The sequence below is a fragment of the Nocardia sp. NPDC004860 genome, assembly GCF_040609015.1.
Lineage (GTDB): Bacteria > Actinomycetota > Actinomycetes > Mycobacteriales > Mycobacteriaceae > Nocardia.
Genome location: NZ_JBEXJI010000005.1, coordinates 80925 through 103501, shown reverse-complemented (window position 1 = coordinate 103501; position 22577 = coordinate 80925). Strand labels below are relative to the sequence as shown.

General features: G+C 69.2%; 18 protein-coding genes and 1 pseudogene. 8 read left to right on the top strand and 11 right to left on the bottom strand.

Translation table 11 applies throughout. The features are described 5' to 3' along the window. Positions 1-38: 38 nt before the first annotated feature. Positions 39-1412, top strand: coding sequence for a phosphatidylglycerol lysyltransferase domain-containing protein (locus ABZV44_RS13220; protein WP_354835501.1), 1374 nt, complete (start codon positions 39-41; stop codon positions 1410-1412). A 16-nt stretch (positions 1413-1428) separates the two neighbouring features. Here the strand turns inward: ABZV44_RS13220 and ABZV44_RS13215 are convergent, their stop codons facing one another. Together ABZV44_RS13215 and ABZV44_RS13210 are read right to left on the bottom strand one after the other, a co-directional pair. Beyond that, positions 1429-2181, bottom strand: a complete 753-nt coding sequence (locus tag ABZV44_RS13215) for an alpha/beta fold hydrolase (RefSeq protein ID WP_354835499.1) — start codon at positions 2179-2181, stop codon at positions 1429-1431. A 113-nt stretch (positions 2182-2294) separates the two neighbouring features. Then, positions 2295-2675, bottom strand: coding sequence for a hypothetical protein (locus tag ABZV44_RS13210; RefSeq protein WP_354835497.1), 381 nt, complete (start codon positions 2673-2675; stop codon positions 2295-2297). 183 nt (positions 2676-2858) lie between these two features. Between ABZV44_RS13210 and ABZV44_RS13205 the strand changes: the two genes are divergently transcribed. From ABZV44_RS13205 to ABZV44_RS13180, 6 genes and pseudogenes are all read left to right on the top strand, one after another. Further along, positions 2859-3416, top strand: coding sequence for a sigma-70 family RNA polymerase sigma factor (locus tag ABZV44_RS13205; protein WP_354835495.1), 558 nt, complete (start codon positions 2859-2861; stop codon positions 3414-3416). Between the two features lie 132 nt (positions 3417-3548). Then, the gene (locus tag ABZV44_RS13200) at positions 3549-4031 is read left to right on the top strand and encodes a Rieske (2Fe-2S) protein (protein WP_354835493.1); all 483 of its coding nucleotides are present in this window, start codon (positions 3549-3551) and stop codon (positions 4029-4031) included. Between the two features lie 366 nt (positions 4032-4397). Further along, positions 4398-5180, top strand: a pseudogene (locus tag ABZV44_RS13195) (N-acetylmuramoyl-L-alanine amidase); the annotation flags it as partial. Between the two features lie 1312 nt (positions 5181-6492). Further along, on the top strand, positions 6493-7515 hold the full coding sequence (locus ABZV44_RS13190) for an Hsp70 family protein (RefSeq protein ID WP_354835491.1): 1023 nt from the start codon (positions 6493-6495) through the stop codon (positions 7513-7515). A 157-nt stretch (positions 7516-7672) separates the two neighbouring features. Next, positions 7673-8677, top strand: a complete 1005-nt coding sequence (locus tag ABZV44_RS13185; protein ID WP_354835489.1) for a diiron oxygenase — start codon at positions 7673-7675, stop codon at positions 8675-8677. A 16-nt stretch (positions 8678-8693) separates the two neighbouring features. Next, positions 8694-10277: an FAD-dependent oxidoreductase gene (locus tag ABZV44_RS13180; RefSeq protein ID WP_354835487.1), complete on the top strand. Its 1584-nt coding sequence runs from the start codon at positions 8694-8696 to the stop codon at positions 10275-10277. Positions 10278-11779: 1502 nt separating this feature from the next. Here the strand turns inward: ABZV44_RS13180 and ABZV44_RS13175 are convergent. From ABZV44_RS13175 to ABZV44_RS13160, 4 genes are all read right to left on the bottom strand, one after another. Further along, positions 11780-12631 (bottom strand): pentapeptide repeat-containing protein, encoded by an 852-nt coding sequence (locus ABZV44_RS13175; protein ID WP_354836000.1) that lies wholly within the window; start codon positions 12629-12631, stop codon positions 11780-11782. 1299 nt (positions 12632-13930) lie between these two features. Further along, on the bottom strand, positions 13931-14695 hold the full coding sequence (locus ABZV44_RS13170; RefSeq protein ID WP_354835485.1) for a glucose 1-dehydrogenase: 765 nt from the start codon (positions 14693-14695) through the stop codon (positions 13931-13933). A 116-nt stretch (positions 14696-14811) separates the two neighbouring features. Then, positions 14812-15459 carry an HAD family hydrolase gene (locus tag ABZV44_RS13165; RefSeq protein ID WP_354835483.1) on the bottom strand — a complete coding sequence of 216 codons (648 nt, stop codon included), beginning with the start codon at positions 15457-15459 and terminating at the stop codon, positions 14812-14814. A gap of 24 nt (positions 15460-15483) precedes the next feature. Then, positions 15484-16050, bottom strand: a complete 567-nt coding sequence (locus tag ABZV44_RS13160; RefSeq protein ID WP_354835481.1) for a hypothetical protein — start codon at positions 16048-16050, stop codon at positions 15484-15486. 136 nt (positions 16051-16186) lie between these two features. Here ABZV44_RS13160 and ABZV44_RS13155 point away from each other — a divergent pair, with 136 nt between their 5' ends. Beyond that, positions 16187-16894: a TIGR00266 family protein gene (locus ABZV44_RS13155; protein ID WP_354835479.1), complete on the top strand. Its 708-nt coding sequence runs from the start codon at positions 16187-16189 to the stop codon at positions 16892-16894. 15 nt (positions 16895-16909) lie between these two features. Here ABZV44_RS13155 and ABZV44_RS13150 read toward each other — a convergent pair whose 3' ends face one another. Genes ABZV44_RS13150 through ABZV44_RS13130 form a run of 5 tightly spaced genes read right to left on the bottom strand, consistent with a single transcriptional unit; the run spans position 16910 to position 22518 of the window. After that, positions 16910-17806: a CbiX/SirB N-terminal domain-containing protein gene (locus ABZV44_RS13150; RefSeq protein WP_354835477.1), complete on the bottom strand. Its 897-nt coding sequence runs from the start codon at positions 17804-17806 to the stop codon at positions 16910-16912. A 1-nt stretch (position 17807) separates the two neighbouring features. Continuing rightward, positions 17808-19097 carry a GTP-binding protein gene (locus ABZV44_RS13145; protein WP_354835475.1) on the bottom strand — a complete coding sequence of 430 codons (1290 nt, stop codon included), beginning with the start codon at positions 19095-19097 and terminating at the stop codon, positions 17808-17810. Beyond that, positions 19097-20023 carry a sulfate adenylyltransferase subunit CysD gene (gene cysD / locus ABZV44_RS13140; protein WP_354835473.1) on the bottom strand — a complete coding sequence of 309 codons (927 nt, stop codon included), beginning with the start codon at positions 20021-20023 and terminating at the stop codon, positions 19097-19099. The genes ABZV44_RS13145 and cysD overlap by 1 nt, the downstream gene beginning before the upstream one ends. Continuing rightward, positions 20002-20712 (bottom strand): phosphoadenylyl-sulfate reductase, encoded by a 711-nt coding sequence (locus tag ABZV44_RS13135; protein ID WP_354835471.1) that lies wholly within the window; start codon positions 20710-20712, stop codon positions 20002-20004. Before ABZV44_RS13135 ends, cysD begins: the two co-directional genes overlap by 22 nt. Positions 20713-20727: 15 nt before the next feature. After that, on the bottom strand, positions 20728-22518 hold the full coding sequence (locus ABZV44_RS13130) for a nitrite/sulfite reductase (protein WP_354835469.1): 1791 nt from the start codon (positions 22516-22518) through the stop codon (positions 20728-20730). Positions 22519-22577 lie beyond the last annotated feature (59 nt).

Sequence of the window (22577 nt, the reverse complement as noted above, 5' to 3'; positions counted from 1 at the left end):
GCCCGTGAGACCTTCGCATGTGGAGAAAAGGGGTCCAGATGCGTGAGCAACGCATACCGAATCCGACGTTGACCGCGTATCGGGAAACCACCTTCACCGCCGGGCCCAGTACCCGTGTCGGCCTGATGGGCGCGCTGGTCCTGGGCAGCGTGATCCTGGTCTGGGCAGCCGAGCGGGCCTCCCGCGAGGGCAATGACCATGGCTGGTTCGTGGCGGTGTCCTTCGCCGGGCTGTTCGTCGCCCGCGGGCTGTACCTGCGCCGCCCCATCACCCTGCCGCACCTCACCTACGCGGCGCTGACCCTGGTGGTCTCGAACTTCAGCTATCGCACCGACCACCCGGTGGTCGGCTTCGTCTTCCTCGCCGCCAGCGGCGCCATCCTGGTGCTGCCGCAGGGCAGCAAACCGCAGCCCGAGCAGCTGCCCCGGGTGGCCGAACTGGTCCGGCGCAGCCAGGGCGATCCGCTGGCCCCCTTCGCGCTGCACTCGTCCAAGACCTACTACTTCAACGAGAACGGCTCCGCCGCCATCGCCTACCGGGCCCGGCTCGGAATCGCGGTCGTCTCCGGCGATCCGATCGGCGACCCCGGCCGGTTCCCCGAATTGCTCACCGAATTCTCGCTCTTCGCGGGCAGCCACGGCTGGCGCATCGCGGTCCTGGGCGCCAGCCCGGAGGTCACCGAGATCTGGCAGCGGCGGGCGGTGGACCACCGCGGGCTGCGTGCCATCGCCGTCGGCCGGGACGTGATCGTCGATGTCGACCGCTTCGACATGGTCGGCCGCAAGTACCGCAACCTGCGGCAGGCGGTGAGCCGCACCAAGAACTTCGGCGTCACCACCGAGATCCTCCCCGAGGTCGCACTCACCGAACCCCAGCGCGAAACGCTGCTGGCCATCGTCGACGAGTGGGGGAACGGGCGGCAGACCCGCGGCTTCTCCATGATCCTCGACCACCTGCTCGACGGCCGGCACCCCGGCATGCTGGTGGTGATCGCCCGCGACGCCGACGGCCAGGTGGTGGGATTCCAGCGCTACGGCGCCTCCGGCAACGGCCAGGACCTCAGCCTGGACGTGCCGTGGCGGCGGCGCGACGCACCCAACGGGCTCGACGAGCGCATGATCGTGGACCTGGTGGAGTACGCGCGCGAACACGGGATCAAGCGAATCTCGCTGGCCTTCGCGGCGTTTCCGGAGATCTTCGCCGACAAGCACCGGTCGCGGACCATGCAGACGGTGTATCTCGCGGTGCGGCTGGGCGATCCGCTCATCCGGCTGGAATCGCTGTACCGATTCCTGCGCAAGTTCAACGCCTTCGGCGATCAGCGCTACGTCCTGATCCGCTGGCGCGAGGTCCTGATCGCCGCGCTGGCATTGCTCACCCTGGAGTTCGTCCCCCACCGCAAGCAGTACTAGCCACCTCTCGGGCGTCTCACCGCAGGAAGTCGACCAGAGCCGCGGAGAAGGCGGGGTTGGCGACGGCGGCGAGGTGATCGCCGGGGACCACCACACAGGTGGCATCGGGCAGGGCGGCGGCGAGGCGTTCCGGTTCGGCCGCGAACGGATCGTTGTCGCCGGCCAGCACCAGGGTGGGAATGGTGACGCCCGACAGGGATTCGATCGGGGCCTCACGCAATCCGGCGGCGAGCATCGCGATCGCCTCGCGGTCCGCGCCCAGGGCGTCGGCCAGGATGCGGAACATGCGAGCCTGGGGGACCGCGCCGGAGCCGTCACCGGACATCGCGGTCGTGAGGTCCGCGGCGTCGATGACGCGCCAGTCGATTCCGCCGCAGTCCACTACACCGCTGCCGATGCCGCCGATGGCCAGCCGCTCCACCCGCTTGTCGGCGCCCGCGACCAGCAGTGAGATGATCGCGCCCATCGAATAGCCGGCCAGCGCGACGCGATCCAGCCCGAGTTCGTCGAACAGTGCGCGCAGGTCGTCGGCCATGGCCTGCCACGAGTAGCGGGCCGGGTCATGCGGCTTCTCGGAGCGGCCGTGGCCGCGCGCGTCCAGCGAGATGACGTGACGGCCCGCCCGCTGCAGCGCCGAGACCACGCCCACACTCATCCAATTGGCATTGGTGTCGGCCACGATTCCGTGCTGCAGCACCACCGGAACTCCCTCGCCCTCCCACACGCGGTAGTTGAGCTCCAAGCCGTCCCAGGTGGTGAATTTCGCCATGGCCGCGATGCTATCGGTGCGATTCGATCATGCGACAGTCTTCGCGCCGATCGCCCGCGCACCGCGCTCATCGACGAGGCGAGCACCAGGTGCCCGGCCTCCCCGAACCGTGGTCACCCGAACGAGCCCGTACTGGGCCGCGCGGGCTGCAGGTGCCAGGCGCCGCAGTTCTCGGTCGAGAACCCCACATCGGTCGCCTTGATCTCCACCGTGATCGGCTTCGTCCGGGTGAAGTCGCTGGCGATGATGTAGTAGTTCGGGTCCGGGTAGTCGCCCGGCTGCTGGATCTTCCACAGTCGCCGCCAGAAGCACGCGCCGGCGCCCGGATCCGGCGCCCCGTCGGCGATATAGGTGCCCGGCTCGATATCCACATTGACCAGATATGTCCCGTCCACCGTGATGTCGGTGGCCGGTTCGGCGGCCGCGATTCCGGTTGCGGCCATTGTCAGCGCGGAAGCGAATGCTCCCGCGACCATGAGCGCGCCTGCACGCACGGTGTTCCTCCCTGAGCAGATCTGCGCACCGCACGGTTCCCGGCGTGCGGTGTCGGGAGAGATCCCCGCATCTCCCGGGGGAGGGTCTATCAGAAGTTCCGGTCTGTTTGCGGGAAATCGGTTGGTTTCGGGGAATTCACAAACTCGGCGATGCCCTTTCGGCTCCCGCGACGATATTCAAACATGGGAAGTCTTCGCCCGGTCAGCACCGGCTGCGCCGACCACTGCGCCCGGCTGTGCACCGACACAGGCCTGGCGGCCGTCCTGGCCGCCGACCGCGGCCTGCTGCACTGGCGGGCCATGAGCCGCCTCGGCGACCCGGGCCTCGCCGAACACGCCGTGCAGGAGACCCTGTTGCGGGCATGGCGCGCCTGCGCCAGCTACGACCCGGATCGGGGCAGCGTGCGCACCTGGCTGCTCACCATCGAACGCAATGTGCTCATCGATACCGCCCGCTTCCGGGCCGCCCGCCCCGGCGACACCAGCTGGGACCAGATCGGGGAGCAGGCCGAGAACCGCTGCGCCCGCCCCGACTTCACCGAGGCGCTGGCCGATGGGCTGCTGGTCGCCGACCTGCTGGACCAGCTGCCGCCGCCGCAGCGCGACGCCATCGTGCAGGTGATCCTGCGTGATCGCGCCTACCAGGATGTGGCCGCCGACCTGGGCATACCGGTCGGCACCGTCAAGACCCGGGTGCACTACGCCCTGCGCTCGCTGCGCCGATTGCCGATCAGCGCGTGACCCTACGCCGGAGGAGGTAGTTTGCCGGCGGCCGCAGGCATGTCGCGGACAGGTGAACCCACAGACCCCCTCCACACGTCGAACAAGCAGCGGCCGATCCACATCGGCTCGGCCCTGAGCGAGGAGTTACCGATGACCGACACCACCCCGGCCCCCGGCGGGTTCCGCATGGACCGCCGGACCGCCCTGGCCACCACCGCGGTCGCCGCGACCGCGCTCACCGTGGCCGGTTGCAGCAGCACCTCCGACAAATCGGCTGCGGCCGCACCCAATCCGGCCGCCGCCAAGAACGATCCGGCCGCCGCCAAGAACGATCCGGCCGCCGCCAAGAAACAGGGCAATGTCCTGGCCAATACCAGCGACGTTCCGGTCGGCGGCGGCATCATCAGCGGTGACACGGTGATCACCCAGCCCGTCGCCGGCACCTTCGACGGGTTCTCGTCCACCTGTACCCATCTGGGCTGCAAGGTGAATGCCGTCGAGGGCGGCCTGATCAAGTGCCCGTGCCACGGCAGCACATTCAACCTGGACGGCACGGTCGCCGGCGGGCCCGCGCCGCGCGCGCTGGACCCCAGGGCCATCGCCGTCGACGGGGATCAGATCGTCTCGGCCTGATCCCACCCGTCACCGAGCTCGACGCCGGGGAGAGTGTCGAGCCGCCCCGAGCTCTGCTCGGGGCGTGTCGAGCTACCTGCTCTCAGCCCCGACCTGACCGCCCCCGCACGCCTCGAGCCGCGGGGGCGGGTTCTGTCCGGGCGCGTCGCCCGGGTAGGGGCTGCGAAGTGCGGGATAGTGGGCGCAGTGGTCTTTTGCCCATTGCGGCCGGTTGCGCCCAGGATGGTGATTTTCGGACGTCTGACCACTGGTAACGGTTCCATCACGAAGCTTGCCAGAAAGTAACTGGTGTTGCCAGAGTGAACAGCTGGGTCTGGTGTTACTAGTGGGAAGGGAGGGGCGCTCCGCCCCGAGCGCCGTCCGCTTATGAAGCCAAGCATCACTAAGGCCGGAATCTGCACCGCCGTCACCGCCGCGGCGATCACCACCGTGGCCGGGATCGTCCCGGTCGCCGCCCTGGCCGTTCCCGCGCTGCCGGAGCTGCCCCAGAAGCTCGCCGGGAAGACCATCTTCCTGGACCCGGGCCATCAGGGCGACAATCACACTCAGGATGAGAACAAGCAGGTCAGCGATGGTCGCGGTGGCACCAAGGCGTGCCAGACCACCGGCATGACCAGCCTGCACGGCATTGCCGAGCACACCATCAACTGGAATGTCGCGCAGCTGGTGCGCACCTCGCTCGAGGGCCTGGGCGCGCACGTGGTCATGAGTCGCCCCGACGACGCCGGCTGGGGTGGCTGCATCGACGATCGGGCCAAGGCCGCCAATGCCTCCGGCGCCGATATCGCCCTCAGCATCCACGCCGACAGCGGTCCCGCCGACGGGCACGGCTTCCACCTCATCGTGCCGGCGCTGCCCGTCGCCGACGCCAAGGTCAACGAGGTGCAGGGCGGCGCCGGGCTGACCGCCAGCAAGGCCATGCGAGATGCCTACGTGCAGAGCGGGTATCAGGTCGCCACCTACAACGGCGCGGTCGACGGACTCCAGACCCGCTCCGATATCGCCGGGCCCGCGCTGACCGCGGTGCCGGACGTATTCCTCGAAATGGGCAACGGCGCCAATGCCGAGGACGCGCAGCAGCTGGAATCCCCCGAGGGACAGCTCAAGCACGCCGTCACCATCACCACCGGGATCGCGTCCTACCTGCTCGGCGTGCCGGTGCCCGCCGATGCCGGGCCGGCGTCCGAGCCGGGAACGCAACCGGGACAACAGGCTCCGGCGCAGCCCGCCGAGCCGCAGCCGCAGCCCGCGCATGCCCCCGTCCCGGCGCCGGCGCCGCAGGCCGGTGCTCCTGTGGAACCGAATCCGGCGGCGGCACAACAGAATCCTGCTGCGGCGCAGACTCCGCAGGCGGTGGTTCCGCAGGCGCAGCCGGCCGTGGTGCCGGCGCAGGCACCCCAGGCCACCGTTCCGGCGACACCCGCCCAGCCCGGGCAGGCTCCGGCGCAGGTGGGACAGGCCCCGGCGCAACCGGAGCCGACGCCCGCCCAGCAGGGGCAGACGTCGACGTTCCCGGCGCAGCTTCCCGGGTATACGGCGGCTCCTGCACCGTTGCAACTGAATCCGGCTCCGGCGCCACAGAATCCGGCGCCGGCGCAGCAGCCGGGTGAAGCGGCGCTCGAGGGCAGTCTGCAGGTCGCCCAGCAGCTCGCCGATCAGTTCCTGAAGACCTGGCTGCAGTCGCAGACACCGGGTACCCAGCCGCAGTCCGCGCCGCAGCCGGGCACGCCGCCGCAGACCGGCGCCCAGCCGCAGGCGGTGCAGCCCGCACCGCCGGCGCAGACCAAGCCCGTCGCGCTGCCGATCGCGGATCAGCGTGCGCCGCAACGGCAATCGCCGGGCACTACGGGCGGTCAGGGGACTCCGGCCGCGCCGGCCGTCCCGGGTACGCAGTCGACCCCGGGCGTGCAGGCCCCGGGTGCGCAGGTTCCGGGCGCGCAGGCCCCGGCGACCGACAAGAATTCCAAAACCACTCGGCTGAACGGGATTTCCGTGAGTTCGCTGGTGCAGCTGGCGGTCAAGTTCCTGGGCCCGCTCGCCAAGATGCTCACGGGCGATTCCGGTCTCGCTTCCGACGTGGTCAACCTGGCCTACAGCCTGGTGTCGGTGCTGAGCAGCACGTTGCTGAGCACGGCCACGAAGTAGTCCGTATCAGTGCGGTACGAATCGCCTCCGCTCCGAATCCTCCGGAGCGGGGGCGATTTTCGTCCACATCGGCCCCATCCGAACCGCTCGGCATCCCATATCGGGCGAGCAGCCGACATCGGGCAAACATTCCGCGATCCGAAAGCGCGTGGGGCGACTCGCCATCGACTGCCTGGACAGCGTGGTCGTGGGAGCTCACCGGCGCATGAGCGGACAACCGCGTGTCCGGTGGTTGGCAAGCATCCGGCGCGGGAGTTGCATGAATTCGGGTCGGGTCGAACGGCCGGCGTAATCGACTCGTCGATCGAGGTGGATGATGGCGCTCGGTGTGGGTTTGAGTATCGGCACGGTGAATACGGTCTGCTCCACGGCGGCGGATCGATCCGGAAAGCTTCCGCACGGCCGTCGAGGTGCGCCTTCGGCCACCTGGCGTACCACCCTCACCTTCGACAGTTCGGGCACCGCCCGGGTCGGCCGCATTCCCCGGCACGGGCGGGTCATCACCGAATTCGCGGACCTCACCCAGCGGGGGGCTCCGGTCGCGCGGGTCGGGCATCGGGCGCTGTCGGCCGCGGATCTGGTGGCGACGGTGGCCTACAGCGTGGTGGCGGAGGTGCTGGGGCAGGCGCCGGCGGGGCCGCTGGGCGCCGGTGACACGGGAATCGCGGTGACCCATCCGGCCGGATACTCCGCCGCGCTGGTGGCCGAGCTGCGCACCGCCCTCGACGGTGTCGGCCTCACCCGGGCCACCCTGGTGGCCGAGCCGATCGCCGCCGCGTCCTGGCTGGCCGCCGAACGCGGGCCGCTCACACCGGGTTTGGCGCTGGTCTACGACCTCGGCGGGTCCGGGCTGGATGTCACGCTGCTGCGGGTGGGCATGGGCGCGCCGGGCAATCCCATCGTCGGATCGTCGCTGCACTCGGTCGAATACGGGGGCCGGGCCTTCGGGGATCTGGTGGCCCGCACACTGCGGCGCACGGCCGGATCGCAGGTGGTGCCGCGCGGGCTCTCGGACGCCGATTCGGGCGAGTTGCGCAGCGAGCACATTCGCCGTTCGCTGGCGCTGGTCTACCGGTGCCTGCGCATCGCGGACGTCACCATGGCCGATGTGGATCGGATCCTGGTGGTCGGCGGCGCGGCGCGGCCGCCGGAGGTGGCGCAGGTGCTCGCCGAGGAGCTGGCGCGTCCGGTGATGGTGGCCTCCGATCCGGAGCGGACGATCGCCGATGGCGCTGCCATCGCGGCCCGGCAGGCGCTGATCGCCCAGGATTCGGGGACCCATCGGCCTCGTTCGCTGACGGGTCTGTTCCGGCGCGTCACCAGGGCGGCAGCGCTCTGAAGTGATCATTTGTCCTGCTACTCGCCGGTTCGCCGCGGCCTCGCGTGCTAATCGGCGCTAACTCGTGCAAGCATCGTGCGAACGGGCTGTTGACGCCTCTCCTGTTTGGTGTAACTATGGGGTACACATAACGCCACTGACTGGAGAGGTGACGACGATGTCTCCGACCACGACCCCCCTTGACGACCCCGTGGTTGCCGAAGCTCAGGAGTATGCCAACAAGCTGCTGCTGCTCTCGGAAGGGTCGGTGAACAAGCACTTCGACCCCTACGAGGACATCGACTGGGACAACCCCGACTTCGACGCCAACGCCCGCCCCGAGCGCTGGATCCTGCCGGAGTCCGCGGACCCTCTCGGCCGCCACGACTGGTACCAGTCGCTCCCGGTGGAGCGGCAGATCGAGGTGGGCAAGTACCGGCAGGCCAATATCGCCAAGGTCGGCCTGCAGTTCGAGTCCATCCTGATCAGCGGCATGGTGAACCACACCTTCTCGCTGCCCAACGGTGACGCGGAGTTCCGCTACTGCACCCACGAGATGGCCGAGGAACTCAACCACACCCTGATGTTCCAGGAGATGGTGAACCGCATCGGCGTGGACGTCCCGGGCATGGGCCCGCTCGTCCGGCAGCTGCGCCTGTTCGGCGTGCCGGTCGCCATCGCGTTCCCCAATCTGTTCTTCATGGCCGTGCTCGCCGGCGAGGAGCCGATCGACCACATCCAGAAGCAGATCCTGCGCTCGGGTGAGGAGGTGCACCCGATCATGCGCGGCGTCATGAGCATTCACGTCGCCGAGGAGGCGCGGCACATCTCCTTCGCGCACGAGTTCCTCAAGCACCATGTGCCGGAGCAGAACGCGGCCAACCGGTTCATCCTCTCGATCGCCATGCCGATCGTCATGTTCATCCTGGGCCGCTCCATCGCGACCCCGCCGAAAAAGTTCTTCCAGGAGTTCGACATTCCGGAGCAGGTGCGCAAGGAGCTGTTCTACGGCTCCGAGGAGGCCAAGCAGGTCTTCAGCGACTACTTCATCGATGTGCGCGCGCTGGCCCACGAGATCGGCCTGATGAACCCGATCTCCAAGCGGGTCTGGAAGCTGCTCGGCATCGACGGCCGGGCCTCGCGCTACCGCTCGGAGCCGATCCGCTCCGGCAAGGCCGCGTAGGGGAGGGGGACGTACAGTGCCGTACGTTGTCACCCAATCCTGTTGCAGCGACGCGTCCTGCGTCTACGCCTGCCCGGTCAACTGCATCCATCCGACCCCGGACGAGCCGGACTTCCTGACCGCGGAGATGCTCTACGTCGACCCGCAGGCCTGCGTGGACTGCGGGGCGTGCGCCACCGCGTGCCCGGTGGACGCCATCACGTCGTCGAAGAAGCTGACTTCCGAGCAGCTGCCGTTCATCGAGATCAATGCCGACTTCTACCGGCAGGAGCGGCCGCGGCCGCTGCTGGCGCAGCCGATTCCGGCCGCGGAGGTCAAGCCCGGGCGGGAGCCGCTGCGGGTGGCGGTCATCGGCTCCGGGCCCTCGGCCATGTACGCGGCCGACGAACTGCTCACGCAGCCCGGTGTTTCCGTGACCGTGTTCGACAAGGTGACCACGCCCTACGGCCTGGCCCGCTTCGGTGTCGCGCCCGATCACACCAAGACCCGCAGGGTCGGGGACCTCTTCGGCGTGATCTCGGCGCAGCCGGGCTTCGGATCCTACCTGAATGTGAATGTGGGACAGCATGTCTCGCACGAGGAGCTGCTGGCGCACCACCACGCGGTGATCTACGCGGTCGGTGCGTCCTCGGACCGCAAGCTCGGGATTCCGGGGGAGGGCCTGCCGGGCAGTACCTCCGCCACCGACTTCGTGGCCTGGTACAACGGGCACCCGGATCAGGCGGGCCGGTTCTTCGACCTGTCGCACCGGCGCGCGGTGATCGTGGGCAACGGCAATGTGGCGCTGGACGTCGCGCGGATTCTCACCGCCGATCCGGAACTGCTGGCCGGCACGGATGTCTCGCAGCGAGCGCTGAATGCCCTGCGGCGCAGCAATATCGAGGAGGTCGTGATCCTCGGGCGGCGCGGTCCGGCCGAATCCGCCTTCACCGTACCGGAATTCGTGGGCCTGCTGGGCGCGGATGTCGACATCGTGGTCGAGGGCGAGATTCCCGAGATCGTCGAGGGCATGTCGCAGAAGGTCGAGCACAAGCTGAAGCTGTTGCGCGGCTTGGCCGATCGGCCCGTGAGCGGTCGCAAGCGGATCGTCCTCCGGTACCTGTCGGCACCGGCCGCGATCGCGGGCGTGGACCGGGTGACCGGGGTCGAGGTGGTGCGCAATGAGCTCGTCACCGGCGATGACGGTGCGGTGCACGCGGTCCCGGCCGGGGAGATCGAGACCCTCGACGCCGGGCTGGTGCTGACCTCGGTGGGCTACCGGGGCGTGGCCCTGCCGGGCGTGCCGTTCGACGAGCGGGCCGGGGTCATCCCGAATCTGGACGGCCGGGTGCTCGAGGAGTCCGGCGGCTCGGTGGTGCCGGGTGCCTATGTCACCGGCTGGATCAAGCGCGGTCCGACCGGCTTCATCGGCACCAACAAGTCCTGCGCGCAGCAGACCGTGCGTCAGCTGGTGGACGACTTCAATGCCGGCCGCCTGGCGCAACCGGCGCACGGCGCAGGCGATTTCGACCGACTGGTCGGTGAGCGTCAACCGCACGCCATCCGTGGTGGCGCGGTCAACCGCCCCCGCCGCAAGCTTTCCCTGATGGTGCGCCGCTGACCCACCCTTGTCAGCGCCGCCCATGAAGGCCGTCGCACGCCAACCCCCTGCGCGTGCGGCGGCCTTCGCCGTTTCGTCCCTTTTGCGGTTGGTATTCCTCTGCCTCGGTGGGGTTCTCGTGTAATGGGTAATGACTTTTTGTGCTGGGCAACGTATTCGGCCGCGCTTCGGCTGCGAATTTTCGGGGCGGTGCGGAGGCACTGTACCGATGTTGTTGTGCGAGTTGTAATGCTGTGTTTGCTCGCTGCGACATCTCAGGTAGTAGAGAAGATTTCATGGCGAATCACGGACGGTGAAACGGCTCGCGTGGGGTAATCCGAGGCAGCTACCGACCAGTGATCGGTAGTCCACACCCCCGTACTGATGTTGCGGTCTGATTTTCCGGACACTCTTCGCCTACCGGTCGGTATGAATTATTTGTTCGCTGGGTTGTAGCTACCCAGAAAGACTGTTCGGTTGCTTTCACTGTGCAGTTGGATTCGATCTTGTTCGGGCAGTTGCGTGACCAGTAGATTCGCTATCTTCGCTACTGGACGCGAAATCTTTTCTCCCAATCCGATATTCGAGTACCGCAATAGCCAGCTAACCTGAACGCGCTGTTTGGAAAACGACCGCGACCACATGGTTGGTACGCCCGTGGGCCGTGGTCTCGGTGCGTTGACGGGATGGCAATGACAGTTGGCTTTGGCATGAGCATCGGCACAGTGAACTCCGTCTGGGCGACCACGGCCGGTGATCGGAACCGGCCCGCGGTGCGTGTTCGCCGGACCGCTGTCACCTTCGACAGCGCCGGCGGCCCGCAGATCGGGGGCATTCCCCACTTCGTCCCGGTGGTCACCGACTTCGCCGATCTCACCAGCGAGCCGGACCCGGTGGTCATCGGCGGTCGCATCTGGTCCCCGGCGGACCTGGTGGCGGCCGTGGTGAACGGGCTCATCGAGACCAACGCCCCCGAGGCTCCCGCCGTAACCACCTATCCCGCTTGCTATTCGGACAAACACGTCACGCGATTGCGGCGGGCACTGGACTGGTCCGGCGCCGCCGATGTCATGCTCATGCCCGAGCCGGTGGCAGCCGTGGAATGGCTCGACGACGAATACGGCATTTCCGAATCCGGGCTCACCCTGGTCTACGACCTCGGCGGAAACGCCCTGGACGTCGCGGTCGTGCGCACCGAATCCGATCGCGACGAACGCGGCATCCTCGGGCGGGCCGAACGCTCGTACGACTACGGCGGACGGCCGCTGGGCGCCCTGCTGGCCCGCTACGCGCGCAGCATCGCGCCCGGCTCGACGCAGCCGGTCTCGGCCGTGGTGCCCGCCTCCGACACGAATCGCCTGCGCAGCTGGCACATTCGCAATTCGCTACGGTTGGTGCGCTCGGTCGTGCACAGGGCCGGGCTGCACATGGAGGAGATCGACCGGGTCCTGCTGATCGGCGGCGCGGCCCGCCCCGCCGAGGTGGCCCGCGTGCTGTCGGATCTGGGCTGCCCGGTCGTCATGTCACCCGATCCGGCCAATACCGTGGCGGTGGGTGCGTCCATCGCCGCCTTTCACAGCGCGGACACCGGCTCCGCCATCGCCCGGTACGCCCCCCGCGCCGCCGTGATCTCCGGCGCCGCAGTGGCTTCCGCGCTCGCCATGTCCGCCGCCACCGTACTCGGCGGGCCCGTCGCCGGACCGCCCGGACTCCAGGCCGCCCCCGAACCCGCCGACCCGTCCGCCGGGACCCCGGCCCTCGGCAGCCGTGACGTCATCGTCCTCGACGATGCCGGCGCGCCACCCGGCACCGGCACCCATGCCATCGCCACCGTGGCAGCCGTCCGCGCCTACTCCCCGGTGACCCCGACCGTCACCCCCACCTGGGTCGCCGGCCACCCCGTCGACTCCACCGGCGGCGGCACCCACTGCGAAACCCGCGCTGTCACAGGTACGGCCAGCACCTACGGCAACCCGGCGCAGTTCACCAACCCCCTCCCGTTCCAGAACCCTGCCCCAGGCGGCTGGACCGTCGGCTCGTACTCCGGCCACGTCCCCAAGGTCAGCGTCCCCGGCACCCTCCCCGGCGGAACCTTCCCCGGCGCAACGCAACCCGGAACCCAACCCGGCGCCGGTCAGCCTGGTTCCGGTCAGCCCGGTAGTGGCCAGCCCGGCGCGGGTCAGCCGGGTACCGGTCAGCCTGGTTCCGGTCAGCCCGGTAGTGGTCAGCCTGGCGCGGGTCAGCCGGGTACCGGTCAGCCTGGCGCAGGTCAGCCCGGTAGTGGTCAGCCCGGCGCTGGACAGCCCGGCACCGGTCAGCCCGGCGCAGGCCAGCCTGGTGGCACAACTCCCGGAAGTACTTCGGGCGGAACCCAACCCGGTACCCCAGGTGGAACACCCGGAGACGGAACCACGGGCGGTTCGAAACCAGGCGGTTCCGCCCCGGGCACCTCCACCGGCGGAACCAACACCGGCGGTAAGCCCGGCACCTCGACCCCCGGCAGCGGTACCCCAGCAGGCGGTGGCGGCAGCACTCCGGGCGGCGCAACCGGCGACCCGGCGGGAGCCAACACGGGCGGTTCTCAGGGTGGTTCCAACCCTGGTGGCTCGAACCCCGGTGGTTCCAACCCCGGTGGCTCCAACCCGGGCGGCTCGAACCCCGGCGGCTCCAACCCGGGCGGCTCCAAGCCTGGCGGAACCGGCGCGGGCGCAATCGCTCCCGGAGGCTCAACCCCCGGTGGCGGTTCCCCTGGTGGCTCGATCGGCGGCGGCACCCATACCGGCGGCGCCAACACCGGCGGTAACGCCTCCGGCGGCGGCTCCCCCAAGGGCGGCGGCCTCGGCGGCGGCTTCGGCAGCCCCGGCGGCTCCTCACCCGGCGGCAGCCACGGCGGCATGGGTGGCGGCGGTATGGGTGGCGGCGGCAAGGGCGGAGGTGGCGGCGGTGGCCACCACTGATCCCTTGCGGCACTGTGTATCCCGTCGGCCGGGGTCGTCTGGCCGCACCGCCGATCCGGCGGCGGTGGTCTTAGCGGCACTGATCTTCGGTGGGCGCCTGCATCGTTCGGATGCCGGACCTGTGGTGGCCACCACTGATCCCTTGCGGCACTGTGCATCCCATCGGCCGGGGTCGTGCGGCCGCACCGCCGATCCGGCGGCGGCGGTCTTAGCGGCACTGATCTTCGGTGGGCGCCTGCATCGTTTGGATGCCGGACCTGTGGTGGCCATCACTGATCCCTTGCGGCACTGTGTATCCCATCGGCCGGGGTCGTGCGGCCGCACCGCCGATCCGGCGGCGGCGGTCCTGGCGGCACTGATCTTCGCCGAGTGCCCGCGTTGTTCGGATGCTGGACCTGTGGTGGCCTCGCTTCGTTGTGGGCGAAGGCTTTTCGGCGAATCCTCCATCGGGCGTGTCCTCCCGCACGCCGGTGGGGGTTGCGGGGGAGATCGGGCGGTGGCGTCCCACCATCGGCCCGCTCCCCACGGTGACGTAGGTGGCCGGCGGGACTGACCAACCCGCCCCACCTCGTCCCCGGGCTCGGGCGAGCGGCAGCTCGCCCGCACGGACCGGCGATGGGGGAGTGGCGGACCTGCAACGTCCGCGTCCCATCGTCGAAAGTGACCGGCCCACCTCGCGTTTCCTGTGCCCGGGCGCGGTGGTGGGCCAGTCGCGGGTCAGCGGGCGGTGAAGCCGCCGTCGATGGCGAGGGCCGCGCCCGTGATGAAGCTCGCCTCGTCGCTGAGCAGGTAGGCGCAGAAGGCGGCGATTTCCGCGGGGCGCGCGATGCGGCCGAGGGGGTGCAGGGCGGCGATGGCGGCCTCCCCCTCCGGGGTGGCGCCCATGGAGGCGCGGAAGGCAGGGGTGTCGACCGCGCCGGAGACCAGGGCGTTGACCCGGATGGACCGGCCGGCCGCTTCCATGGCGACGGCCCGGGTCAGGCCCACCACACCGTGTTTGGCGGCGACATAGGGCGCGACCTGCGCCATGCCGACGACGCCGAGGTTGGAGGCATTGTTGAGGATCGCGCCGCCACCGCCGGCCGCGAGCGCCGGAACCTGGTGGCGCAGGCCGTAATAGACGGCTGTCAGGTTGAGTTCCAGATCCGCGCGCCACCCGGTCTCGTCGATGTCCTGCACCGGACCGAAGGCATTGACGGCACCCGCATTGTTGAAAGCCGCGTCCAGGCGACCGAATTCGGTGATGGCGGCCCCCGTCAGCCGTTCCACGTCGGCTTCGACGGTGACGTCGGTGGGCACGAACAGCGCGCGTCCGCCCGCGGCCCGGATCTCCGCCGCCATCCGGTCACCGGCGTCCTTGCCTCGTGCCCCGAGTACCACGGCCCCGCCCTCGGCGGCGATCCGCCGCGCCACGGCCGCACCGACCCCCGAGGTGGCGCCGGTGATCAGAACGACCTTGGATTCGAATCGAGCATCCGTCATGACCGCATTCCCCTTGTGGTAGAGCTGTTTTCGTTGACATGTCATAGTCAACGCCGCGAGGGGAGGGGTCGCTGGCGGAAAACGGCCGTCACACTTGATGTGTCATTTAACAGGAATCAAGCCGGTGCGAGGAGATCCGGCAGTTCGTCGAGTCCGTCGACGACCGTCGCCCGCGCGGCGTCGGGCTGCTCGGCGGTCAGGTAACCCCAGGGCCCGCGCCGGATGAGCACCGGCATCATGCCCGCCGCCAGTACCGGCAGCACGTCATTGTCGACCCGATCCCCGACGTAGCAGATCTCGCCGGGCATGACCCCCGCCACCTCCGCGACCCGCGCGAAGAACTCGGGATCCGGCTTCTCCAGCGCCCATTCGGCCGAGGTGTACACCGCGTCCACCGGCAGCTCCATCCGCTCCAGTGCCGATTTCGCCTGCGGCGGTTGGTTTCCCGCGATGATCACGCTGATGCCGCGCGCCCGCAGCTCGCCCAGCGCCCGCCGCACATCCGGATACAGGTCGTCCGCGTCGAAGTTGTTGCGCAGGCTCTCCGGCTCCTCGGCGGCCCACGCGACCTGCTCGGCCTCGATATCGATGCCCGGCCGCACCAATTCGAAGGCGTCGGCTAATGGCCGCCCGGTGGCCGCCATGCCGCCGATCACGCCCAGGAATGCGAAGCGCGGCACGCCGAGCCGGTCGGCCCACCGGCACCAGATGCGCGTCTCGTCGATCAGCGTCTCGCCCACATCGAATACCGCAGCCTTGATCATTCGCCCAGCGTATCGGGCGGTCGTTCAGCGTTGTGCGTTGAGGAAGCCGATGGCGGTCGCGCCCCACCAGCACAGCTGCGACACCAGTCCGGTGGCCGCGCCCCAGGCCAGCAGCCGCGGCGTCAGCGGGCGCTCGCCGCGGCCCTGCAGGCGGCGGTTGAGCGCGCACGCCTGAATCCCGTTGAGTGTCAGCACGAGTACCAGCGCCAGCTTGGTGCGGGTCATGGTGGAGGCGAGATTCGGTTCCAGCACGCAGCCGCTGGCGACCAGCCCGGCCAGGCCCAGCCAGATCGGCATGTGCAGGCGGCCGACCGCCCGCAGGGTCTCGGCCAGTCCGAGACGTCCTGCGGCCCACCGCAGGACGAAGGAATCGGCCATGAGCACCCCGCCGAAACCCACCACCAGCGAGGCCAGATGGATGAAGAGCCCGCCGGTGTGTACGGCCGGGCTGGTGGTGACGTGGGCGGCGATCCAGACGGCGGCCGCGAAGGCGCCGGTGGCCAGTAGCGCCGCGGCGGACACGATCCGCCACGAATCGTGCGGGAGTCCCGCCGTCCCGGTGTGATACCGGGCGTCACTGGTCTGGAGCATGGCCGAGCCTTCTGTTAGGTAAGGGAATCCTAAACTACTGAAAAGGACGTCCCGGTGGCAAGTCGGCAACGATCCCGCGGTGGCTCGCATCGAGGCACACTGGTGTGAGTTGTCGTGCGCGGGAGGGGAGAACCTGATGGACGCCAGGATTCGCGGAACCGTCATGCCGGTGCTCGAGGTCGCACTGGACCCCGGTGACCGGCTCATCGCCGAGGCCGGCCAGCTCTCCTGGATGACCGACTCCATCCGCCTGAGCACCTCCACCCGCGGCGCCGCGGGCGGCGTCTTCGGCGCGGTCCGCCGCGCCATGGCGGGCGCGGGCCTGTTCATGACCGAGTACACCGCCCACCGCGATCCCGGCCGAGTCTCCTTCGCCGCCAAACTCCCTGGCCAGATCCTGCCCGTGCAAATCGGCAAGGAGCGTGAATACCTGGTGCACCGGCACGGATTCCTCTGTGCCGCAGGCGATGTCCGTGTCGCCCTGAGCTTCCAGCGCCGCCTGGGCGCGGGCATCTTCGGCGGCACCGGCTTCACGCTGCAGCGCCTCAGCGGCGACGGCTACGCCTGGGTCGAGCTCTCCGGCGAGGTGGTCCAATACGATCTGGCCGCCGGCGAAACCCTCCGCGTCCACCCCGGCCACGTCGGATTGTTCGACGCCTCGGTGGATTTCGACATCACCATGGTCAAGGGCATCCGCAATGTGCTCTTCGGCGGTGACGGCCTCTTCCTCGCCGCCCTCACCGGCCCCGGCCGAGTCTGGTTGCAGTCCTTGACCATCACCAACCTCGCCCACTCCCTCATCCCGTATCTGCCAATCCCGGAAGTCGGCGCCCAGCAGCGCTGACGCAGCCGTGCGGCGTCAGGCCGAGAGTTCGAGGGGGAGGGCGGCGGTGGCGTAGCGGTCCAGGGCCACTTCGGCCAGGAGCGGGTGCGCGCCGATGGTTTCGGCGTGCGGCAGTTGCGGCAGGGCGTCGTGCAGCCGGTCGGTGAGCAGGCCCGGGGCCAGGAACCAGGGCGCGACCAGGACGCGGTCCGCGCCGCGGGCCCGGAGCCGGGCGAACGCCCGCTGCACCGTGGGTTCGGTCGTGGCGAAGCAGATTTCGGTGTCCCAGCCGGTCATCGCGGTCAGCAGCCGTGCCACGTCACCGGTGCGGGTATTGGCGGCCGCGGACGAGGAGCCCACGGCGGCAACGGCAATGCCCCAGCGTGGACCGGCGGGCCGGCTCGCGTCGTGGGCGACGTCGGTCAGGGTCGCGGGCGGGGCGTCCGCGGTCATGGCCGCGACGATGCGATCGCGCAAGGCGATGATCAGATGCGGATCGGGGCCGAGCACTTCGGCCTGGGTCAGCCGCAGCCGGGGATGCCGGGCGCGAGCGGCCTCCAGCATCCCGGGCAGGTCCACCCGGGCATGAAAGGCACTGCCCAGCAGCAGTGGAACCACGATGGCATGCGAATGTCTATCGGCCGCAACCTCATCCACGACCTGATCCACCGAGGGCGTGCTCAGATCCAGAAACGCCAGGCGCACATCGAGATCCGGCCGCTGGGCCGCGATCCGCGCGACCACGGCCCGCATGGTCGCGGCCGAGCGCGGATCCCGGCTGCCGTGCGCCACGGCGATGAGCGCGGGCGCGTGCTCGATCCGGAAGGGGCGGGCCGGGCCGCCGCACACCGTGGACAGCGTCCCCGGTGCGCGGTGCGCGGCCGCTTCGCCCGGCGAGACGGCCGGAACTGCGCCGTTGCCGGGCGGATTCATCTCAGGCCCCGACCTCGACCGCGGTCAGCGCGTCGCCGACCAGGCCCGCGGCCAGGGTGTTGCCGCCCGCGGGGTCGATCAGCAGGAACGAACCGGTGTGGCGGTTGACGCTGTAGTCGTCGGCCACGATCGGGTCGGCCACGCGCACCGAGATGCGGCCGATGTCGTTGAGCGACAGCGACTCCGGGTCGGGATCGGCGGCCAGGTGCTGCTCGTCGAAACGCTCCAGCAGCGCGCCGACAATGGCCTGCGTGGTGCGGGTGCCGTGCTTGAGCAGCAGGCGCGCGCCCGGGCGCAGCGGCTTGTCGCCGAGCCAGCAGACGGTGGCGTCGAAGGCCTCGATCGGCTCGGGAGCACCGGTGGCGGCGGCGATCACGTCACCGCGCGAGACATCCACGTCATCGGTCAGAATCAGGGTGACGCTGCGGCCGGGCTGGGCCGAACCCAGTTCACCGTTCGGGGTGTCGATGCGCTCGACCGTGGTGCGGGTGCCGGACGGCAGCACCACGACCTCGTCGCCCTTGGACACCACGCCCGCCGCGACCTGACCCGCGTAGCCGCGGTAGTCCGGGTACTCGGCGGTGCGCGGCCGGATCACGTACTGCACCGGGAAACGCAGCCCCACCTCGTGGCGGCCGTGCACGTCCGCGTCCACCGGCACCGACTCCAGGTGCTCGATGAGCGAGGGCCCGTTGTAGTACGGGGTGTTCTCCGAGCGCGAGGCGACATTGTCACCGTGCAGCGCGGAGACCGGGATCTCCTGCACATCGTCGGCCGACCAGCCGAGTTTGGCGGTCAGCTCGGCGAATTCGGAGGTGATCTTGTCGAACACGCCGGCCGGATCGTCCACCAGGTCGATCTTGTTGACGGCCAGCACCAGCTTCGGCACCCCCAGCAGCGCCATCACCGCGGCGTGCCGGCGGGTCTGCTCGATGACACCCTTGCGAGCGTCGACGAGCAGGATCACCAGCTGCGCGGTGGACGCGCCGGACACCGTGTTGCGGGTGTACTGGACGTGTCCCGGGGTGTCGGCGAGCACGAAAGACCGCTTGGGCGTGGCGAAGTAGCGGTACGCCACGTCGATGGTGATGCCCTGCTCGCGCTCGGCGCGCAGGCCGTCCACCAGCAGCGACAGGTCCGGCGTGGACAGACCCTTGTCGACCGAGGCGCGGGTCACCGCGTCGATCTGGTCCGCCAGCACGGACTTGGTGTCGTACAGCAGCCGTCCGACCAGGGTGGACTTGCCGTCGTCGACCGATCCGGCGGTGGCCAGTCTCAATAGGTCGGACATCAGAAGTAACCCTCTCGCTTGCGGTCTTCCATGGCGGCTTCGGAGACGCGGTCGTCGCCGCGCGTCGCGCCACGTTCGGTGAGCCGGGACGCGGCGACCTCGGCGAGAATCGCGTCATTGTCGGCGGCGTCGGAAATGATTGCGCCGGTGGTGGATCCGTCGCCGACGGTGCGGTAGCGCACCGACTTGATCAGCAGCTCCTCGTTGTCGGCCGGGCCGCCCCACACGCCGGGGGTCATCCACATGCCGTCGCGCTGGTACACCGGGCGCTCGTGGGCGTAGTAGATGCTGGCCAGCTCCACGTCCTCGCGGGCGATGTAGCGCCAGATGTCGAGCTCGGTCCAGTTCGAGATCGGGAACACGCGCACGTGCTCGCCCGGAGCGTGCCGGCCGTTGTACAGGTTCCACAGCTCGGGCCGCTGCCGCTTCGGGTCCCAGCGGCCGAAGGCGTCGCGCAGCGAGAAGATGCGCTCCTTGGCGCGCGACCGCTCCTCGTCGCGGCGGCCGCCACCGAAGACCGCGTCGAAGCGGTTCTCGTTGATGGCGTCCAGCAGCGGCACGGTCTGCAGCGGATTGCGGATGCCGTCCGGGCGCTCCTGCAGGCGGCCGTCCGCGAGGTAGTCCTCGACCGACGCGATGTGCAGTCGCAGGCCGTACTTCTCGACCACCTTGTCGCGAAAGTCGAGGACCTCGGGCAGGTTGTGCCCGGTGTCCACGTGCAGCAGCGCGAACGGCAGCGGCGCGGGCCAGAATGCCTTGATCGCCAGGTGCAGCAGCACCGTGGAGTCCTTACCGCCCGAGAAGAGGATGACGGGCCGTTCGAACTCGCCCGCTACCTCACGGAAGATATGGATGGACTCGGACTCCAGGGCGGCCAGAGTGTCGAAATCGGTCTCGATGGAAGTCATGATGCGTGCAACCCGCATTCGGTCTTGGCGAGCCCGGCCCAGCGGCCGGATCGCGGATCGGATCCAGGTTCCGGCTTCCGCGTGCACGGAGCGCAACCGATGGACGGATATCCCTCTTCGACAAGGGGATTCACGAGGATGCCGTTCGCCTCGATGTAGGCGGCCATCTCCTCGTCGGACCAGGCGGCGATCGGGTTGATCTTCACCAGGCCGAAGCCCTCGTCGAAGGAGATCAAGGGCGCATTGGCGCGGGTGGGCGCCTCCACCCGGCGGATGCCGGTGACCCAGGCGTTGTACCCGGTCAGCGACTTCTTCAGCGGCACCACCTTGCGCAGGCGGCAGCATTCGGCGGCGTCCCGCGCGAACAGGTCCTTGCCGAGCAGCTGATCCTGTTCGGCCACACTGTGTTCCGGCTGCACATTGACGATGTTCACGCCGTACACCAGCTCGACCGCGTCACGGGTGCCGATGGTCTCGGCGAAGTGGTAACCGGTGTCGAGGAACAGCACATCCACGCCCGGGCGCACCTGGGCGGCCAGCTGCACCAGCACCGCGTCCTGCATGTTCGACGCCACGATGTAATTCGCGCCGAAGGTGTCCTCGGTCCACTGCAGCAGTTCCTGCGCGGTCGCGTTCGGGCCGAGTTCGGCATTGCCCTTCTCGACCAGGGCGCGCAGCTCGGATTCCGCGAGTTTCGTTGTGGTCATTGACGTTTCTCCCAACTACCGCAGGTCTGCTTCATCGGCTCGGACCGCCCACTGCGCGAAACGCTCACCCTCATCACGGTTCTTGATGAAGTTGCGCACCACGCGCTCGATGTAGTCGCCCAGCTCTTCGCTGGTCACCTTGTGCTGCCGGAGCTTTCGGCCGAAGCCGGAGTCGAGGCCAAGGGAGCCGCCCAGGTGAACCTGGAAACCCTCCACTTGATTCCCGTCGCCGTCGTCGACCAGCTGGCCCTTGAAGCCGATGTCTGCGATCTGGGACCGGCCGCAGGAGTTGGGGCAGCCGTTGATGTTCACCGTGATCGGCACGTCCAGGTCGGCATTGATATCCGCGAGCCGGGTCTCCAGCTCGGGCGCCAGCACCTGCGACCGCTTGCGGGTCTCGGTGAACGACAACTTGCAGAACTCGATGCCACTGCACGCCAGCAGGTTCCGCCGCCAGTGCGACGGACGGCCGTGCAGGCCCAGCGGTTCCAGCTCCTCGATCAGCTGCTCGACCTTGTCGTCGGGGACGTCGAGCACGATGAGCTTCTGGTACGGGGTGAAACGGACCCGATCGGAGCCCGCGCGCTCGATCGCGTCGGCCGCCTGGCTCAGGATGGTGCCCGAGACGCGACCGGCGATGGGGGAGAAGCCGATCGCGTTCAGCCCGTTGCGCAGCTTCTGCACCCCGATGTGGTCGATGGGCCGCTTCGGCTGCTCCGGAGCCGGGCCGTCGATGAGCTTCCGCTTCAGGTACTCGGTCTCGAGCACCTCGCGGAACTTCTCGATGCCCCAGTCCTTCACGAGGAACTTGAGGCGGGCCTTGGTGCGCAGGCGGCGGTAGCCGTAGTCGCGGAACAGCGACACGACCGCCTCCCACACGTCGGGCACCTCGTTCAGCGGCACCCACACACCCACGCGCTGGGCCAGCATCGGGTTGGTCGACAGGCCGCCGCCCACCCACAGGTCCAGGCCCGGGCCGTGCTCGGGGTGCACGACGCCGACGAAGGCGACGTCGTTGATCTCGTGCACCACATCCTGCTGACCGGAGATGGCGGTCTTGAACTTGCGCGGCAGGTTGGAGTATTCCTTCTTGCCGATGTAGCGCTTGACGATCTCGTCGATGGCCCAGGTGGGATCGATGATCTCGGTGAGGGATTCACCCGCCAGCGGCGAGCCCAGCACCACGCGCGGGCAGTCGCCGCACGCCTCGGTGGTCTGCAGGCCGACCGCTTCGAGCCGCCGCCAGATCTCCGGCACGTTCTCGATCTCGATCCAGTGGTACTGGACGTTCTCGCGGTCGGACAGATCCGCGGTGTCGCGCGCGAACTCGGTGGAGATCTGCGCGAGGGTGCGCAGCTGCTTCAGATTCAGCGCACCGGCGTCGCAGCGCACCCGCATCATGAAGTAGCGGGCCTCGAGGATGTCGATGTTCTCGTCGCCGGTCCAGGTGCCGTCGTAGCCCTGCTCACGCTGGGTGTACAGACCCCACCAGCGCATGCGGCCGCGCAGATCGCTCTTGTCGATCGAGTCGAATCCGCCCTTGGCGTAGATGTTCTCGATGCGCGCCCGCACGTTGAGCGGGTTGTCGTCCTTCTTGCTCTGCTCGTTGGCATTGAGCGGCTCGCGGTACCCGAGCGCCCACTGTCCCTCGGACTTGCGCTTCACCGGTCGCGCGGTGCGCTCCCGCGGCGCGACGGGCGCTTCCGACCGCGGGCGATCCGGACGCACGCGTCGCTCCGCGGCGGGCTTGTCGGGCCGGGCGGATCGAGCGTTATCGGAACTGGTGGCGTCGGTGCTCGACGTCATGGGGGTCGCTCCTGAAGGGTCTTGCGGGCAGGCGGGAGGGGCTGGCTCACGCCTCCGAT

Excerpts from the sequence above, each read along its gene's own strand:
- ABZV44_RS13220 (WP_354835501.1), top strand. The coding sequence starts at position 39 with ATGCGTGAGCAACGCATACCGAATCCGACGTTGACCGCGTATCGGGAA.
- ABZV44_RS13215 (WP_354835499.1), bottom strand. The coding sequence starts at position 2,181 with ATGGCGAAATTCACCACCTGGGACGGCTTGGAGCTCAACTACCGCGTG.
- ABZV44_RS13205 (WP_354835495.1), top strand. The coding sequence starts at position 2,859 with ATGGGAAGTCTTCGCCCGGTCAGCACCGGCTGCGCCGACCACTGCGCC.
- ABZV44_RS13200 (WP_354835493.1), top strand. The coding sequence starts at position 3,549 with ATGACCGACACCACCCCGGCCCCCGGCGGGTTCCGCATGGACCGCCGG.
- ABZV44_RS13190 (WP_354835491.1), top strand. The coding sequence starts at position 6,493 with ATGGCGCTCGGTGTGGGTTTGAGTATCGGCACGGTGAATACGGTCTGC.
- ABZV44_RS13185 (WP_354835489.1), top strand. The coding sequence starts at position 7,673 with ATGTCTCCGACCACGACCCCCCTTGACGACCCCGTGGTTGCCGAAGCT.
- ABZV44_RS13170 (WP_354835485.1), bottom strand. The coding sequence starts at position 14,695 with ATGACGGATGCTCGATTCGAATCCAAGGTCGTTCTGATCACCGGCGCC.
- ABZV44_RS13165 (WP_354835483.1), bottom strand. The coding sequence starts at position 15,459 with ATGATCAAGGCTGCGGTATTCGATGTGGGCGAGACGCTGATCGACGAG.
- ABZV44_RS13160 (WP_354835481.1), bottom strand. The coding sequence starts at position 16,050 with ATGCTCCAGACCAGTGACGCCCGGTATCACACCGGGACGGCGGGACTC.
- ABZV44_RS13155 (WP_354835479.1), top strand. The coding sequence starts at position 16,187 with ATGGACGCCAGGATTCGCGGAACCGTCATGCCGGTGCTCGAGGTCGCA.
- ABZV44_RS13150 (WP_354835477.1), bottom strand. The coding sequence starts at position 17,806 with ATGAATCCGCCCGGCAACGGCGCAGTTCCGGCCGTCTCGCCGGGCGAA.
- ABZV44_RS13145 (WP_354835475.1), bottom strand. The coding sequence starts at position 19,097 with ATGTCCGACCTATTGAGACTGGCCACCGCCGGATCGGTCGACGACGGC.
- cysD (WP_354835473.1), bottom strand. The coding sequence starts at position 20,023 with ATGCGGGTTGCACGCATCATGACTTCCATCGAGACCGATTTCGACACT.
- ABZV44_RS13135 (WP_354835471.1), bottom strand. The coding sequence starts at position 20,712 with ATGACCACAACGAAACTCGCGGAATCCGAGCTGCGCGCCCTGGTCGAG.
- ABZV44_RS13130 (WP_354835469.1), bottom strand. The coding sequence starts at position 22,518 with ATGACGTCGAGCACCGACGCCACCAGTTCCGATAACGCTCGATCCGCC.